The 16,932-nt window shown below is 43.6% G+C and carries 11 protein-coding genes and 2 pseudogenes; 1 reads left to right on the top strand and 12 read right to left on the bottom strand.

What is annotated here, in order from left to right; all coding sequences use genetic code 11:
- Positions 1-241: 241 nt before the first annotated feature.
- The 8 genes and pseudogenes from tnpC to mtbA form a co-directional block, all read right to left on the bottom strand.
- Positions 242-1,699 (bottom strand): annotated as a pseudogene (tnpC, locus tag ACZ5A8_RS21145) (IS66 family transposase).
- 654 nt (positions 1,700-2,353) lie between these two features.
- Positions 2,354-2,506, bottom strand: coding sequence for a hypothetical protein (locus ACZ5A8_RS21140; protein ID WP_464531361.1), 153 nt, complete (start codon positions 2,504-2,506; stop codon positions 2,354-2,356).
- Between the two features lie 180 nt (positions 2,507-2,686).
- Entirely contained in the window at positions 2,687-2,923 is a 237-nt protein-coding gene (locus ACZ5A8_RS21135; RefSeq protein WP_464531360.1) for an AcrB/AcrD/AcrF family protein, read from the bottom strand.
- Positions 2,924-2,936: 13 nt separating this feature from the next.
- Positions 2,937-3,206: a monomethylamine permease gene (locus ACZ5A8_RS21130; protein ID WP_464531359.1), complete on the bottom strand. Its 270-nt coding sequence runs from the start codon at positions 3,204-3,206 to the stop codon at positions 2,937-2,939.
- The gene (locus ACZ5A8_RS21125) at positions 3,193-4,599 is read right to left on the bottom strand and encodes an APC family permease (RefSeq protein ID WP_464531357.1); all 1,407 of its coding nucleotides are present in this window, start codon (positions 4,597-4,599) and stop codon (positions 3,193-3,195) included. The genes ACZ5A8_RS21130 and ACZ5A8_RS21125 overlap by 14 nt, the downstream gene beginning before the upstream one ends.
- A 298-nt stretch (positions 4,600-4,897) precedes the next feature.
- A pseudogene (locus tag ACZ5A8_RS21120) lies at positions 4,898-6,274 on the bottom strand (monomethylamine:corrinoid methyltransferase).
- 19 nt (positions 6,275-6,293) lie between these two features.
- Positions 6,294-6,950, bottom strand: a complete 657-nt coding sequence (locus tag ACZ5A8_RS21115) for a methyltransferase cognate corrinoid protein (protein WP_464531356.1) — start codon at positions 6,948-6,950, stop codon at positions 6,294-6,296.
- A gap of 939 nt (positions 6,951-7,889) precedes the next feature.
- Positions 7,890-8,909 carry a methylcobamide:CoM methyltransferase MtbA gene (gene mtbA / locus ACZ5A8_RS21110; RefSeq protein WP_229389375.1) on the bottom strand — a complete coding sequence of 340 codons (1,020 nt, stop codon included), beginning with the start codon at positions 8,907-8,909 and terminating at the stop codon, positions 7,890-7,892.
- A 1,187-nt stretch (positions 8,910-10,096) separates the two neighbouring features.
- On the opposite strand from mtbA, the gene ACZ5A8_RS21105 reads away from it, so the two are divergent.
- Positions 10,097-11,719, top strand: a complete 1,623-nt coding sequence (locus tag ACZ5A8_RS21105) for a methylamine methyltransferase corrinoid protein reductive activase (RefSeq protein WP_464531355.1) — start codon at positions 10,097-10,099, stop codon at positions 11,717-11,719.
- A gap of 233 nt (positions 11,720-11,952) precedes the next feature.
- Here ACZ5A8_RS21105 and pylD read toward each other — a convergent pair whose 3' ends face one another.
- From pylD to pylS, 4 genes are all read right to left on the bottom strand, one after another.
- Positions 11,953-12,732 carry a 3-methylornithyl-N6-L-lysine dehydrogenase PylD gene (gene pylD, locus ACZ5A8_RS21100; RefSeq protein WP_229389381.1) on the bottom strand — a complete coding sequence of 260 codons (780 nt, stop codon included), beginning with the start codon at positions 12,730-12,732 and terminating at the stop codon, positions 11,953-11,955.
- A 57-nt stretch (positions 12,733-12,789) separates the two neighbouring features.
- Entirely contained in the window at positions 12,790-13,905 is a 1,116-nt protein-coding gene (pylC, locus tag ACZ5A8_RS21095) for a 3-methylornithine--L-lysine ligase PylC (protein WP_464531353.1), read from the bottom strand.
- A complete protein-coding gene (pylB, locus tag ACZ5A8_RS21090) occupies positions 13,883-14,935 on the bottom strand; it encodes a methylornithine synthase PylB (RefSeq protein WP_464531352.1) in 1,053 nt (350 codons plus the stop codon). The genes pylC and pylB overlap by 23 nt, the downstream gene beginning before the upstream one ends.
- A 288-nt stretch (positions 14,936-15,223) precedes the next feature.
- A complete protein-coding gene (gene pylS / locus ACZ5A8_RS21085; protein WP_464531351.1) occupies positions 15,224-16,606 on the bottom strand; it encodes a pyrrolysine--tRNA(Pyl) ligase in 1,383 nt (460 codons plus the stop codon).
- Positions 16,607-16,932: the final 326 nt, after the last annotated feature.

Below are 16,932 nucleotides of genomic sequence, written 5' to 3'. Positions count from 1 at the left end.
CTTTTTGAACTCCATACGTCACTTTCTGAGGACTCTTTATAAACGTTCTGTGTAAATTCTCAAACTAATTGTTTTTCATACTTTTTGCATATTCTTTTCAAATTAGTGATATTCTCTGATCTTTGATTGTTAGAGAGTTTGGCCGTAAAACTTATATGATCATAGATGCCGTAAGACTTTCCAAGCATTTAATAAAAAAGAAACACATAAAAATGTATAAACTTTTACGTTTAGTAACTACTCAGGGTATAGTTAGCGGTGCTCCGCTGAGCGCCGCGAGAATACCTTCTATAACAGGTAAATCGTTCTTTTTAATGGTCGAAATATAAGCTCTAATTCTGCAGAAAGCTTCCGCTCCTTGTATAGTTCTGAAAGTTCCTGATATTTTCTGCTGTAATTTCATCATCCTTATGTCTCTTTCTGCCTGGTTATTTTCAAATGGAACTCTCAAATCATTGAGGAATCTCAGGATCTGTTCTTTGTTTTCTATAAACCTGTCAAGTAGGTTCCTTGCTTTTGTTTTTGGATTTTTACCACGTTTTCCATGTTTTTCAGGGTTTAGAGAAGGTGGATTTTCTTCAATCCCTTTCATGACGATAGCATTGAACCTCTCTTCCAACGCTTTAATTTGTTCAAAATCCAGATCTTTGACTTGCTCTTTGCATTCATCAGTATACTTTTTCATTTCTGTTAACAGTTCATTCATCTCTTTAGCCCATTGCTGTTTATAGTTCTCCTCAATTCCAGTAAGTTCTCTCTGGAGATGAGCGTTGCAAAGAGCATGATCACATTCATAACTGTTATAGGGTTTCCATCCGTCATGAACTGCTATTCCTTTAAACTCTGGAAGAATTCCCATGGCATTAATTGCTTTTGATCCTCTTTTTGAGTGAGCAAAATAACAGGTGTATTTGTCATTAGAAGCTACATGAAGCCAATGCCTTTTTCCTTCAATTTTCATCCCAGTTTCATCACAATGGATAACAGGAGAAGTTATTAACTTCTCCTTACTCATATTTTCAAACTCCTCTAAATTCCGGAAGCATTCTTTTTCTGCTCTGATTATCGTAGCAGAACAGATTTTTATCCCCATAACGTCATCAAAAAACTCTAAAATCCTTTTATAGGGAATAAACTGGTAGTTTTTACAGTAAATTGCTGAAGCTAAAATATTAGGACCATACTGGACGGGATATTTCACAGATTCTGGAAAAGAAGCTTTATTTGATTTTCCACAGTGAGTACAGGTCTTAATCTGACTTCGATGTTCCGTAACAATTAGATTTACAGGAGGAATATCAAAAATTTGTCTTCTCTCATAAGCTTCAACTTCAACATCCTCAAGAGTATGTCCACATTCTTTGCAGCAGGTCAAAGAATGTTCAATTACCTAATCAGGATCATTAACCATATCAAGAGTTGTGCCTGGATGACCTTCTTGACCTCCAGGTTTCTTCCCACTCTTTTTCCGGAGACTCTTGGGATTAGGTTTTTCTTTGACTAAAAAGTCAGTAGAAGGAGGTTTACTGCTGTTTCTGCTATTTTGATTTAAGCGAGATTCTAAAATCCTTACACGTTCTTCTAGTTCAGCAATTCGAATAGCTTGTTCTTCTATGATAGTTTCAAGTCTCTGGATTACAGAAATTACAGCTTCAGGACCAGCTTCATAGATAACGAGGATCTCTTCACGTGTAAGCATAATAACGAAACAAAATAGGATTTAATTTATATGCAATTTTTCCTCGAAAAGAGGAAAAATTGTAGCCTTTCAAAGGCCACCTGAATTGTTACTACGTTTATATATAAACATGATGTCTTGAATATAGACGTCTATTAATTGAATATTCGGGGATGTGGTAAAAAAAATATTTGATGGACAATATGCTACTAATGCAAAGTTAAATTTTAAATTATAATCTTTTTTCTAACTTATCTCTTGAGAAAAAGAAGAATTTAATTGAAGAAAGTAGGAGTTACCAAACTTTAATCGCATCATTTGAATGAAAATGAGATTAGCCTTAAATAATTCATCATAAGAAACTGTGAAATTGGCTTTAAATATATCCTGATTGTAATTTTTGTTTTCACTTCAATTTGTTTTAGATGTGAGGAACTTTCTTTTATACCTTTCCCTTTTTTAAATTCCTCTTGAGCTGTGTTATATAAATACTTCTATTATATATTCTCTCCAAATACCAAAATATATATATTACAGTCCTTTAATTGGAATTAGGGCAGCAAATTATATATACAATTAGTTTTTATCTTTTATTGTAAGTAGACCAGAAGCTCATGCTTCTCAGGAGTTTAGGGGCTTAATTATACTTTCTAAACGAGGTACAGACCTGAGATTTCAGGATACATCCCTGGTGGTGTGCCTGTACCCTCTATAGAGAGTCGGAGCCTGTACTCCCTCGAGCAGAAGTCGGATTCGGGTCTTCTGAACAAATCCACAAAAAAATCCCTCCATTGCTCCCTGAATGATCCCTCTTTTCAGGGAGATCATGCTCATACGGTAGAATTCTATTATAATCTTAATTTAAAAACGAGATAACCTGCCATGTTTTGAGGCTTTTTAAAAAGTATTGTCTGCCTGACTTCTCCTCCAGGCAGACATAAGGTTAAACCTTTTTTCAGTTTTTTATTATTTTCAGTTTCTGTATTATTTCCAGTTTCTTTCGGTCTCTCAGTATTTGTAGTGCTTTACAGAGTGATACAGGATCACCACAAAGAAAGCAATTATGACAAGCAAGAAACTGAAGAAACCTACAGGGTCCCAGACAAAGCCTATTCCTGCCCCTCCTTCTCCCCAGGAAACGAGCACAGCTCCCTGGAGCACTGTGGGAATAACCACACAGGCGAAGGCAAGGATAAAGATAAATACAATATCAAAGACCTCTACAAAGATGTTCTTTTCTGCCATGTCTTCTGCCTCCTTAATCGTAATATTTGAACTCGAACATGTGGTTTTTGATGGAGTCTCTTACCCTCAGGCACCCTATGGTCTCGATCAAAAAGATCAGTCCGAGAAAGATTACGTAAAGGTAGAAGAAACCGGAAGCAATTTCCCATGTTTCGGCGAGGATCTTGTATATTATGAATCCTTCCACACCTACAAGCAAAGCAAGCATGCCTACAACGAGAACCGTATCCCCGTTAAGTTTGCTATGATATTTGCTTTCCAGTGCCTTGTTATTTGTCTCCAATGCCCACCGCCTCCTTTCCTATCCTTCCATTTTCCGAGCCATTGGGTAAAGGCCAGCCCATTTCAGCCCAGTTGTTTTTTATGTTCGAACTCTTGTGCCTATGGCTGAAATAGAAGTACGCAATTCCGTAGAACACAAAGGCGAAGATCAGGTTATACTTGTAGCCCCAGAACAGCGTTGAAAGAATCGTAATTGCGATTGCAATTGCAAAGTAAGCAATATACGGCTGAAGAGGGCCTACAAAAGGCCTGACTTTGCTTGTGGACTGCGGGAAGAGGTTCCTGAAACGGATCAGGGAGAAAGGAATCAGCACATAGCAGAGCAACCCTGAAATAATTGAGAAGGTAATTACCTGGTCAAGGAAACCGCTGAATGCAAAGCCAATTGCAACAGGCACAGTGAAGATTACTGCCCTGTATGGGGTATTATACCTCGGGTGCACTGCCGAGAACCAGGAAGACACATAATTGTCTCTGGAAAGGGCAAACCAGGAGCGTGAGGAATCACAGACGCAGCCGTTTGCACTGGCAATGCAGGTCAGGAAGGTTCCGAGTCCCAGCAGGGCAACAAAGATAAAGATCCCACTGTTCTGTGCAGCCTCAAAAAGCGGATACACGGAAACTCCGAGCAGGTCCGTAGGGATTAGCACTGCACATAGGTAGAGGGTCATTGCCGCTCCTATAAGCAGGGTAATCATGCCGGCTTGTTGTCCGAGAGGTACTGCCCTTGAGGGGTGTTTACACTCTTCAGCACACATTGCTGCTCCTTCTATCCCTAAGTAGAACCATGGCCCGAATTGCAGCGCCGCAAAGAGTCCTATCATCCCGTTTGGCAGTGCCCCTTGGAAAAGGTATTCAGGGTGAATATCCACGCCGCCAAAAGCAGTTGTGAAGAAGAAGATCACTATTGCAATGAAAGCGATCATGGTCAGGACAAAGTTCAGGGTTAGAGCCGCAACAACGCCGCGGTAGTTAATAAAGGTCAGAAGTGCAATAACAAGCAAAGTCACAGGAAAAACTTGCAGCTCCGGGAAGATACTTTGTGCGATGAATGCGACAACGATAGCGTCTGCCGCTTCAAGAGCTATGTATTCCATATAAACTGCAAGCCCTACACTGGCAGCTGCTCCGGGCCCGATAAATAACCTTGCCCAGTCATAGGGTCCTCCTGCGAGTTTGGTTGCTGACCCGAGTTCACTGGCACAGAGGGAGATTATGACGTACATTGTCCCTGCAACCAGCATCGCAAGCAGGGAACCCAGGATTCCTCCTTTTGCGACAGTAAAGTTCCAGCCCATGTACTCTCCGACCAGCACAATTCCTACTCCGAGTGCCCAGACGTGGAAGGGCCGCAGAGTCTTTACAAGGCTGGTAGACTCATGGTGTTCAGACACGCCATATCAGCCCCTTTTTTTTGAAACCCTGCTGGCGTCCAGTAAAACCCAGGCCATCAGCCCGAAAGCCAGAAGATATATTAGTCCGTTTATAACAGTCCAGATATCCATTTTTATATCCCCTTCTTTTTACATACAGAGTTTTTGTATACGTTCCCCTATTCGTGAAGAATTTTCCGCATAACTCGTAATGTATATTTATAATTGTTTCGCCTGAAGTTTTTCAAAAAAAATTAGCCAGCGAGCTCTCGCTGGCTTGCTGTTCATTCAGTATAAACTTCAGGCTCAGAACTTCGGCTTAGAATACAAGTCCCAGGTCTTCGAGCTTCTTTCTTGCTCCGTCATATACCTGCATGTATTCGTCAGTTGGGGTTATTGTCTTTACATCGTAGCATTCCTGGAAAGTCTTTCCAGCTGGTGCGCTTGCATAGTTCTTCTCATAAAGTGGCACAAGAGCGCCGAGTATCCTGTTGACCTCTGAGATTTCCATACCTGCAGTTGCCCTTGCTACTTCTCCCATCATTCTGGCTTCCATACCTGTTGTCTTGTCTGTTACAACACCCTTTGCTGCTGCAACACCTGAGAGAATTTCTCTTCCTGATGCCGTGTCAGTAATAGACTGAGCTGAAGCCTCGAGGAGGCACATCTCGGTACATGGTCCTGCACATGGGTAGTACTGGTTTCCTGAGAGCATGTCTGTAAACTCGGAAATGGTTGCACATGCCCAGCCTGCGATAGTAAGGGTTTCCCTTGTGTTGGTTGAGCCCCAGCGGATGTGGACAGGACCGTCCAGGTGCCAGCTTGCGCTGCTCATGATAAAGGCGTTGATGTGGGTTGCAATGTCAACAATTGTGGTTTCCTCAATGCCGCCTGCGTATCCTCCGAAGATGGGCATCTGCTCATCCATGATGATGTTGCTGTTTCCTTTGTAGTGGGCAATCACTGCAATTGCATCGAGGTCGATTTTGAGTTCGTTTAGTTGAGAGACTTCGTGGCTGTCCGAGCTTATCTGGCCGCCAACGCAGTCAGATGCTATATTTCCCTGAGCGGACAGGGAAGTCTCCGGGCCCTATATGCCCATTCCAGGGCGACCTGCCATTGCGCATGCCTGCTTTATAAGGCGGGTTTCTGTCTTTGCTGCAAGGACTTCGTAAGGGCTTTTTGGAATTGGTGGTTTGCCTCGGACTGAAGTCATCACACCGTCTACAATTGTGTCTACTTCCCTTTCAAGGGCATAGCTCATATGGACAGGCATGAATACTTCTTCTGAAATAGGAGAACCAGTAGGACCTCCCTGGATAATGGGTTTTTTCTTGTCGCCGACACTTCTCTTCTTTACATTTACTGCATCCCTGCCGGTACCGAGGGTAAACTCTTTCTGGACATTGTTAATTGCGTCCCAGATCTCGTCTTCGGTATACTTTACGACCCTGTGGGTGTCAGTACAGTAGATACCGCTCTCAAGCAGCATCTCAAATCCTGCCTGGAAGAGCTTTTCCATCATGTCCTTGTCTGTAGGGACAAACTCTCCTTTGAAGTCAAGCCCGTATTTCTGCTTGAGCTCCATTGCCTTCATTGGGATCCTCATAAGGTCCCAGTCATCCTGGGTGCACTTTTCTCCTACTTTTGCCCTGTCGTAGAAGTCGTAGCAGTCAAATGATTTTCTAAATGTCATGTCCTTTTGCCTCCCAGGATTATTTCATTACATTAAGTGCAACTTTTGCAGCTTCTGCAGCGTTTTCTGCGGTTGCATCCGCACCGATCTCATCGATCCACTTTTTGGATACCGGGGCTCCTCCGAACATGCACTTTACGCTGTCTCTGAGGTTTTCTTCCCTGAGCCTGTCCATGAGGTCTTTCTGGCCGAGCATGGAGGTTGTCATAAGGGCTGAGCCAACAAGGATGATCTTTTGCCCTTTGCGTTTTGCAGCTTCATCTACAACGGTCTCGTTGAGGACATCAGTTCCGAGATCAAGGATCTCAAATCCGTTTGCCCCGAGCATGGTTGAGACAAGACGGTGTCCGATATCGTGGATATCTCCTTCTGCAACAAAAGTGATTGCAAGCCCGGTTCCTTCATCTCCTTCCACTTTAGTTCTCTCAAGTTCGGGAGTAAGGACCTTCATTGCAGCTTCCATGGTTTTTGCAGACATCATAATCTGAGGCAGAAAAACCTCGGCAGCTTCGAACTTGTCACCGATAATCTTCATTCCGGGGGAAAGACCCTTTGTGATAATGTCAACAGGTGAAATTCCCGCATCCAGGGCTTCCTGGGCTAACTGTGCGCAACCTGCGACGTTTTGAGTTACGATCGCGTTGGTCAACTTATCAAAAATCTCTTGGTTTGCCATTTTTTTTAAACCTCCATTTCCGTTGAAACTGGCTGTTCTGCCAGTATTAGTTGGGCAGTACAATGTGTCAATACAGGATCTCAATAGACAACGGATCTTGCAAAGGTTTATTGCTCAAGTATGCCCAAGCTCCGCTAGGTAAAAAAAGCGTTTGCATGGGGTTTTCACTATATTACAAGCCCTGCGCCTTATATTCAGCCATTAGGCGTAGGGAATGCCTTCACAGTATGAATCCTAATTGCCTATTACGGAAATTATTCACTATCATTTGCCATTTCTTACCCGATTTTTCAGGTTCTTTGTGAATAATTTCTTTTCTCCTGATTGCTACCTGGGAAGTTTGCTGGAGACTGCAAATTTGTTTGTTTCCCAGTCGAATTAGCGCTCATATCCCAAATTTCCAAACAGTATGCCTGCTGGAACTGCCTGGAATTGTCCTGAATATTCAGATACAAATTCCTAAAATAAAGATGGAAATTCTAGTATATAAACGAACACTATATTTCTTTATTATATATTATAATAGAAAATTTTAAGTGAGATTTTTTTCAGGCTATGCCTTTTGAAATTCAGGTTATTTCTCACTTTTTTCTCCTAATTGTCTCAGCTCAGGGCAGTTGAACAAAAAGTATAAATATAATCTATCGGACGTTTTTTGACTTGAGCTTAATATATGGAATCTGTGGCTTCAAAGTCTGTTTATTGATTTTCTCCTCTAATAGAAAAACTTAAATACTAAATCCGGTTCAACCCTGAATACATCCAGTTCGTCTGAAAAACCAGGGATCAGCGGAATCGATCAGAATAATAAGAAAAAGCCATTTCTCAGGATGGATTGCAGTGATATTATCAAAAAAGAGAAACCGGCTTGAGTGCCGGCATTTTAATTTCTTATTATTATTCTTTTATTTTTTAGTCCGGTAATTTCGTCCGTATTGTTTAATATTTATAGTTTTTAGCACAGTCAACCATTTTCTGGAGATTGGCACTAGGTGTCATGCTCACAATTCCGCATCCGGGTGAAAGAAGTCCTACACCAGCGTCAAGTACTTTCTTTGAGGCTTCTGCAACATCCTCAGGGGTCCCATTCCAGAGTACAGCTACCGGGTCAACGTTTCCGATAATGATTGCATTTTCCACGTTGCCTGTTGCGGTCTTGATATCCACTCTCTGGTCTACACTTATGCCATTTACGCCGGTCTTGTCCATAATTGCAAGGCCATTGGTCGTATTTCCACAGATGTGGAGTATGGTGCCGACATCGAGTTCCTTCATAGCGTCAATGATCTTTTTCTGGTAGGGGAGAGCATATTTCTCGTAGAATTCTCCACCAATTAGCTCATAGCTTGCTGTCGGGTCAATAATGGCTATCGTATCTGCCCCGTTTTCAACCATTGCTTTTGCATATGCTACGTTGAAATCCGAGCAGAAATCCAGAAGTGCAGGGACAATTTCCTCACCTGTGAAAAGGTTTCCAAACCAGGCATCTCCGTTGATATGCTGGGCAAGGGAGAAGGGACCGATCATAGACCCTATAACAGGAAGTTCTTTTCCATATTTGTCGGAAAGGATCTTGATAGCTTCAAGGATTAAGCCCACTCTGCCTTCATTCAAGCTGTATTCCTTAATCTTGTCCAGGTCTTCCAGATTCTTTACGCTGTGTTTTATCACAGAAGGCTGCTGCTTCAAGTCGCCAGCCTTTATTCCGCAGCCAAAAAGTTCTGCTTCGGCTGTAATGTCGAAGGGAACTCTAACTGCTTCAAAGCCAATTACTGTGTGTCCTGCTTCTGCGAGTGTTGCCATTTTTTCTGCGTCTGCATGGGCGTCAGGCCAGTAGGCTCCGGAGGCTTCCATCTGTTCAATAGTTGCGGTCTGTGTGAAACATACAGCAGGCATTCTGTCTACTGGCTGTTTTCTCAGTGCTCGGTATAATCGTTCTTTTGGTGTATATTCTGTCATCTATAATCCCTCTCTAAGTTCTATAGACAGCCCTAATTTCAAAAATCCATACTATAAATAAATATGTATTATTATTTCTTAATTAAAGATTTTATTATAAAAAACTATCAATTAATCTGGCGGAAACGGCTGAATATCCTCTCAAAACAAGTAAATTTGTTTTATTCTTCATGCCCCGGGGAAACTTTAATGTATATAGAGGCTCGGGGATTTAATTAAGGTTAACTTCTCTAGAGTATAGTCCGGTTCAAAATTTCTTCCCCAATCTCAGACCGAGAGATGAACCACAGAAAACCTGAAAAATAAGGAAAAGCTACAATATCTTTTTAGTTAGTCTTCCTGAGCGCAGCGAAAAGGACAGCGAACTCCCGAGACGCAATCGGGCGAGGCACAATTTGGAAAGTAAAAGCTTTAATTTTATAAGTTAGTCTGCTTGAGCGAGCGAAGCGAGTGAAACGGACTTCGTGCTCCCGACGCGAAACTCGGGAAGTAAAAGCTTTAATTTTATAAGTTAGTCTGCTTGAGCGAGCGAAGCGAGTGAAACGGACTTCGTGCTCCCGACGCGAAACTCGGGAAGTAAAAGCTTTAATTTTATAAGTTAGTCTGCTTGAGCGAGCGAAGCGAGTGAAACGGACTTCGTGCTCCCGACGCGAAACTCGGGAAGTAAAAGCTTTAATTTTATAAGTTAGTCTGCTTGAGCGAGCGAAGCGAGTGAAACGGACTTCGTGCTCCCGACGCGAAACTCGGGAAGTAAAAGCTTTAATTTTATAAGTTAGTCTGCTTGAGCGAGCGAAGCGAGTGAAACGGACTTCGTGCTCCCGACGCGAAACTCGGGAAGTAAAAGCTTTAATTTTATAAGTTAGTCTGCTTGAGCGAGCGAAGCGAGTGAAACGGACTTCGTGCTCCCGACGCGAAACTCGGGAAGTAAAAGCTTTAATTTTATAAGTTAGTCTGCTTGAGCGAGCGAAGCGAGTGAAACGGACTTCGTGCTCCCGACGCGAAACTCGGGCAGCGAGACTTGGAATGAGCAACTCGGGAGGAATAGTCTATATATTGTATAAGTTATAAATTATTATTCTCTTCCCTGCATCGAATTAGAAGAATCTACTCTTCATATCCCATTCTTTTCCGGGGCAGTCCATGGTGCCGGGACGCCTCGACAATGATACTCCCGGAGGATCTAAAAAATGTACGGAATAGCACTTGATCTGGGTACCAGCGGTTTTAGAGCCCAGCTTATTGACCTTGAAACAAACGAGACCTTGAAGACAGTTATAACCATGGGTCACCCCCTCCCAGGAGGGAACGTCATGGACCACCTGGATTTCGCAATCACTACAGGTGAGGACGTGGCTCACGGAGTAATTATCGAAACTATCAGGAGGATGTTCCTGAAATTCGATGCGGATCTTTCGAAAGTAGAAAGACTTGCTGTCTGCGGAAATCCTATCCAGCTTTCTCTTTTCCAGAATATCGAGATAAGAGACCTGGCATATGCCGGAGAAAACAAGCAGAAAATGCTCGGAGTCCAGAACGTAAAAAGAGATGCTCGTGTATTCCCAGCTTCAGAACTTTTCGGGGATAAAGATCTTCCGAACTGTGAAGTAATCGTGCCTCCCGCAATCAAACACGAGATAGGGGCTGACGCCCTTGCAATGATGCTCGAAACTGATTTTCTTATTCAGACCGAACCTGCACTCGTGACCGATTACGGGACAAATGCAGAAATGGCTCTCAAAGTAGGAGATAGGATTATAACGGCAAGCGCTGCCGCAGGTCCTGCAATTGAAGGGCAGGGCATAAGTTCAGGGATGCTTGCAAGCCCGGGGGCAATCTGTGATATAAAACCTGAAGGCGAATACTGGAAAATTATAGTGCTCGATAAGGAAATGGAAAAACAGGATGCCTATCTCATCAACCCTGTAACAGGCGAAATGAAAGAATCCTACGGGTACGAAGCTGCAGGTATCACAGGGACAGGAGTTATCTCGGTTTTTGCACTTGCTCTGAAAAGCGGGCTCATTGAAAAGCCTCCAAAACTCCCCAATGGAAAACTGATTCTGGGCACTGGAATCGAAATTAATGAAAAAGATGTCGAAGAAGCCGGAAAAGCCATCGGAGCGATTCGTGCTGCTCACATGACCCTTATAGTAGAATCCGGGATTAAATACGAAGACCTTGAGTATGCCTATATGTCAGGAGCTTCCGGAGCCTATGTAGACGCTGAAGCTGCCCGCAGGCTCGGAGCCGCTCCTGGTTATGCAAAAAAAATAGTCCAGTTTGGAAACACTTCTCTTGCCCTTGCACGGGAACTTGTGCTGAACAGGTCGAGGCTGGATGATGTTATCGAGGTTGCAAAAAGAATTACCGCCGACCACCTCATGATGGCAACAAGCGATACTTTCAATAATTTTTACTTATGTGAGCTCTCCTACTGGACCATGGGCATGCCCCTTGAAATGTATGACCAGATGCTTGAACTCTACGGTCTGCCAAAACTCCCAAAAATACTTGAACATGCTGACATAGAAAAACGGGTCAGTAAGGATATCGAACAGGTAGGAGTCGGCGGGCTTGCCATCCTCAAAGAAATAGGTATAATCCTCGAAGTTCCTGTAGAGAAGTGTGTATACTGCCAGACCTGCGTAAATGAATGCCCTGAAGACGCCCTTGAAATCGTCGAAACCGACGGCATAAGGATCGCAAAATACGACAGCCAGAAATGCCTTGGCACGAGCTGCCGGCGCTGTGTCAGTGTTTGCCCTGAAAATGCCATCGACATTACAAAACTCAAAATAAAGGAAAAATAAGGCTCGTGGGATTTATTCTCCCACTATTTTTTTACTTGCTCTTCACTCAACCCACCAGAGCAAAGCGTAATTCTGCGCTATAATTTAGTCCTCTTGAGCGGAGCGAAAAGGACGCGTACTCCCGAGGCGCAATTCGGGCGAGACGCAATTCAGGCAATACGTAATTCGGGAACTCAAAATCAAAGCAGAATAAGGTTCGTGAGGAAAGGTCTCCTCACTTTTTCTTTACTTTTTTACAGGACAGAATACAGCATGGATGCAGTCCCTATCCCGAGAGGTTCCATTACAAGTTCAACTCCATACTTCTTTTGAAGCTCCCTGGAAATTGCGCAGGGAATCCCAGGGGTAGAGATCACACAGTTTTCGGAAAGTACCGCTTCGGGAATTGTGTCCTCACAGGGCGTCGCCTCGAAAATAATGGAGAATTTTTTGGGATTGTCGGGGTCGAAAGGAATAATTCCAAGGCTGGAAACGCTTTTTTCGAGAAGATCTCTGTCTGCATCGTATCCGTAAACCCTGAAACCCTTGTGTACAAAATGTGCCGCTCCCGGGAATCCTACTTTTCCCAGTCCCACGGCGAGCACGTCCTTTGAATCGGCTTTCAGGTGCCTGGAGGCTATTTCAGCATATATTATGCCTGTACAGGGCTGATTGTTGGCTATTTTTCCGTTTTTGAGGTTGTGTGCAAGGAAGGTATTGTCATCTGCCATAAGGATAATTTGCGCTCCATTCCTTACTGCTTCGTAATAGCCACTTACGTCAGGCATATCCGTAACGAAGCTATCAAACCCAAAATACTCGGTAATTGCGTGCAAAGAAGCCGAAAAGTTCCCTATGATCCCGTTTCCCGAGGTCACAGGTACGATGCCTATCTTTTCACAGCATGGGGTTGTGCCGTAGAAGTCTTTACAGACTCCTTTTATATCAAGGCCTGTAACTCTCCGTACAGCAGAATCAGCTTCCTGAAGTTGTCTGTTAATATTTTCAAGATCTTCTGGGGTTAAAAGTGCCATTTTTATCTTCCTTTTCTGTTTTTGAACACATTTTTATTCTAAAAAATTCTTACTGCTTTACAAAATAGCTCCGAAACGTTCTTTCAGGATTGAAAGCCCTTTACTCTTTTTAGACTCGGCTTCTTCCCTATCCTTGCCCCAGAAAACCAGAGTAAATACAGGGTCCTCTCCTTTACACAGGAAAATCTCAATGCCGAGCTCCTCATAATACTTACCGTAATCACTCCCCATGGAAAGCACCTGTTCTCCCACAGGGATAAGGGCTCCGTTTTCCGCAAGCATGAGGTGTTCATAAATGCAGCATCTGTCTTCAGGAAGGGTTTTGATCTCTTCAACACCCTCTCCGAAGGCACGGAACAAAAGCTCTATGAGGTTAACCCCTGAAGAATGATAGACTACAGTTGGGGTCTGGCTCGGGAAACGGGCATCGATTTCTATTACTTTCAACCCCATGGGACCGGAGATTGCTTCCACATCCATAATCCCTTTTAAGGAAAGGTTTGCTGCAAGGGAATAGGATATCTCCCTGAAGGAGGAATCGAGAGGGAGAGGGGTTACCATATGGCAGTCATAGGTTTCGTCAATGTGTACAAGAGTTTCCTTTACCACAGCAAAATGGCTTCCGTCTCCTATCACTTCAAGGGAAACCACTTCCCCTTCCACATATTCTTCGATAAGCATGCCAAGCTCAAGATCCCCAAGTTCCTTTTCGTCATAAATTATCCTGGTTCCCACACTGCTGCTTTCACAGGAGGGTTTTACAAAATAAGGTGGCTCAGATGGTTTATCCTGCGGGGTGGGGATTCTTATGGTCGCAAAGTATTCTTTTGATTTCTTCTTATCTCTGCTGATCCAGTAAGCTTCAAAATCGAAGAGCATGGGGCAGGAAAATTTTTCCTTTATGGCACTCAGAAACTCAATGCACTCAAGATTTTCATTTACCGGGAGTACGGCATCAACCTTTTTTGAGATCTCCAGAAGTTTTTCCGGCTCTTTTATTACATCAAAACAGTGGAAATCGTCAACATAGTTTCTGATAAGTGCCTGTGGATTTTTGTCTATCGCAACTACTTTCATTCCGGCTTTCTTAGAGAGATACGCAGCTTCGAAGCCCTGGAGTTTCCCGCCTATAAGGCATATTGTTTTCAGGCTAGCACCCCAGGATTTTCTCAAACTCAGCCTGCGGTGCGGGTTCCATTCCCATGACCTTCAGCTTTTTGATAACGCTTGTAATATCTCTGTCCCGCTCTTCCATGCCGCGGTCGTAATTGGCAACTCCCTCTAATCGGGAATCGGGGGGCAGGATAGAGGTAACAATGTTTGCTCCGGCATTTAAGCGGTATACCATGCCATCGATACCTTCCAGGTCAAGGGAAGCCGGGATCAGGCATTTCGGGAACATAAGCCTGAGAATTGAAATAATCTTCAGTTCCGAAAGTTTTGAATTTTCCCTGAAACCCTCAAGTGGGGTCCCTTCTTGAGGCAGGAAGGTCATAACCCTGACCATATCAGGGTTATTTGATTTCATTCCCCTGATAGAAATAACAGTCGATTCTATATCGTTCCCGACGCCGGTAAGAATTCCGTCTTCTACACAGTATCCTTGTTCCTTTGCAAAGAGGCGGGCATTAAACCGTTCTTCGAAGGACTGTCCGACTCTGAGATTTTTGTAAAGCTCAGGATCATAGGTTTCCTGGTAGAGGGCGAAAAAGTTTGCCCCTTTCTTCTTTGCTTTGAGAAGAGTGCTGTTGTCCATCACTCCCGGAGAAATCATAATTGGAAGCCCGAGTTCTTCCTTTACTGTCCGGACAAGATCAACAAAGCGGTCCGGCTCTTCATAATAATACGGGTCTTCTCCCATTGTCAGGTCAATCATGTGAAAGCCCGCTCCTTTTAAGGCTTTACACATCTCTTTGATCTCTTTCCCGGTCAGGCGGTAGCGGTTGATTTCATTTTTACAGTTATAGTAACAAAAAGCACACTGGTTTTTACAGTAAGTAGAGAAATAGATAAAGCAGTTAAGAAACACCCTGTTGCCGAAATAATGGTCTCTGACCTTTCGAGCTACATGGTATAGCTTTTCGAGCTCTTCTTCGGATTCAAGGGAAAGAAGAGCCCTCAGGTCATCATCAGACAATTCAAGGCCCTCAATGATTTTCTCTCCGAACCTGTCAAGTTCTTCGGTTGCCATTTTTTGGATCAAAATTTCACCCTCTCATGCTTGCAGCTTTTTCCTTTCTAACTTTTTACAGCTTTTTTACAGCTTTTCTCTCATATTTTTTCCATATTTTTCCAGTCCAGACCCTTCAGGACCAGTTTGCCATTTTCAAGCCCTGCTTTGCCATTTCAAGTCGTGTGGCCGGTCTTCTGCCATTTTAAGTTTTTATTGCTGTCTGTTGCCGTTTATTGATATTCTTCAATTATTGTCATCTGATATCTCTGCCCGGTACACTCAAGGCAGTTCACTGTATATCTTAAGGGAATTCCCGATTCAGAGGTTAGTGGAAATCCCGTTGTAGTATGATTCGGATCTTGAAGCACGCTTAATGTTCTTGAAATCGTGCATAACCTTCAGCAGGCGTTCTAGCCCGAAACCTGCGCCTATCCAGGGCTTATTAATTCCCCAGTCCCGGTCCATGGGTACGGGCCCAACAACTGCTGAGGAAAGTTCCAGGTCACCGTGCATGACATCAAGAGTATCCCCGTAGACCATACAGGAGTCCCCTACAATCTCGAAGTCGATCCCAAGATAGTCCAGAAAATCTTTAATAATGGCTTCAAGGTTTTCTCGCGTGCAGCCTGATCCCATCTGGCAGAAGTTCAGCATGGTAAACTCTTCCAGGTGCTCTTTGCCATCAGATTCTTTCCGGTAACAGGGCCCAATCTCGAAGATTTTTATCGGGTCAGGTAGGGATCTATCAAGCTTTCGCAGGTAATTGTAAAGATTTGGGGCAAGCATGGGCCTTAAGCAGAAGTTTTTATCAACCCTGAAGATCTGCTTTGAAAGTTCCTTATCGTTGTCAATGCCCATCTTTTCGATATATTCAAGAGGAATCAGAATCGGAGACTTGATTTCCAGAAAACCCCTTTCCACAAAGAACTTTGTAGTCTCGCGTTCGAGTTTCCCTAGGTAATTTTCCCTTTCTTCGGCATATATCTGCTGCAGGTCTTTTCTTCTCCGGGAGAGCAATTCGGACTCAAGTTCCCTGAAAGGTGTTCCGGAGTCCAGGGTAATCTCATCCGTCGGGCTTAACAGGCCTTCAAGTCTGTCGATCTGGCTCTTTGTAAGTGCAGGAATACTCACAGGAACGGGAGTAGCTGAAGATACAGTTGAATCTGTCATTCCCTTTGCTGATGCGGAGGTTGCCGGAGCAGAGCCTGTTGTTGATGCGGAAGCATGTGCTGACTCGGAAACATTTGATGATTCAGAAACCTGTGCTGATGTAGATACAGATCTGTCCATTGCTGCAGGTACAGGTTGAGGTTCCGAAGGCAGAGCCTGTGCCGTTGCCATGTTTTCAAGCGATTTTGGGGCTCTTGCAACGGATTTTGGCATGGCCTTCCTGACTCTAGGAGCAGAAACTACCTTGACTTTCACGCTGGTCTGATCTACGCTTGTCTTTGTGAGGAAGTTATTAATTTCATCATCCGAAACCCTGCAGTGCTTACAAGTCTTCCTGTATTTGTGGTGCCTGAGCGCCCTTGCGGTCCTGCTGCTCCTGGAATTATTTACAACAAGCCTGTCTCCGCATGCCATTTCGATATATATCTTCCTTCTTGAGACTTCATGGTGCTTGATTTTGTGAATTATTCCGGTCCTGGACATCCAGAGTCCGGTTGCAGATATCAGAGTGTCTAGTGGTTTTTTATCCATAGTGTTACCCCTCGGTGAACTAAAACCCGGATAATTTCCAAGAACAGTATTCAGAACCCCGGCTTACAGAACATAAGCGTGGAGCCAGCAATTGCTGACAGCTACCCGGAAAAGAGATTGAGATGATCCCAGGCAATAGAATAGTTTATAGACTCTGGAAAGTGTTTCCTGATTCTATAAAAAATCTCAGTGGAATGTTATGCAAGTGCCATTCCGGGATTCAGAAACGTGGCGGAAACCCCGGGAATCTAACCCGGCTGAACGGATTTAGAGTCCATTCGATCTACATGATCAGGTTTCCTCCTCGACAAAATAGAATAAAAATT

Source organism: Methanosarcina subterranea (assembly GCF_055385895.1).
Note: the sequence above shows the minus strand (reverse complement) of the source record. Positions and strands in the feature narration are given on the sequence as shown.

Coding starts and splice junctions, on each gene's coding strand:
- ACZ5A8_RS21135 (WP_464531360.1), bottom strand. CDS start 2,923: ATGGCAGAAAAGAACATCTTTGTAGAGGTCTTTGATATTGTATTTATC.
- ACZ5A8_RS21140 (WP_464531361.1), bottom strand. CDS start 2,506: ATGATCTCCCTGAAAAGAGGGATCATTCAGGGAGCAATGGAGGGATTT.
- pylS (WP_464531351.1), bottom strand. CDS start 16,606: ATGGATAAAAAACCACTAGACACTCTGATATCTGCAACCGGACTCTGG.
- ACZ5A8_RS21105 (WP_464531355.1), top strand. CDS start 10,097: ATGTACGGAATAGCACTTGATCTGGGTACCAGCGGTTTTAGAGCCCAG.
- ACZ5A8_RS21115 (WP_464531356.1), bottom strand. CDS start 6,950: ATGGCAAACCAAGAGATTTTTGATAAGTTGACCAACGCGATCGTAACT.
- mtbA (WP_229389375.1), bottom strand. CDS start 8,909: ATGACAGAATATACACCAAAAGAACGATTATACCGAGCACTGAGAAAA.
- pylD (WP_229389381.1), bottom strand. CDS start 12,732: ATGGCACTTTTAACCCCAGAAGATCTTGAAAATATTAACAGACAACTT.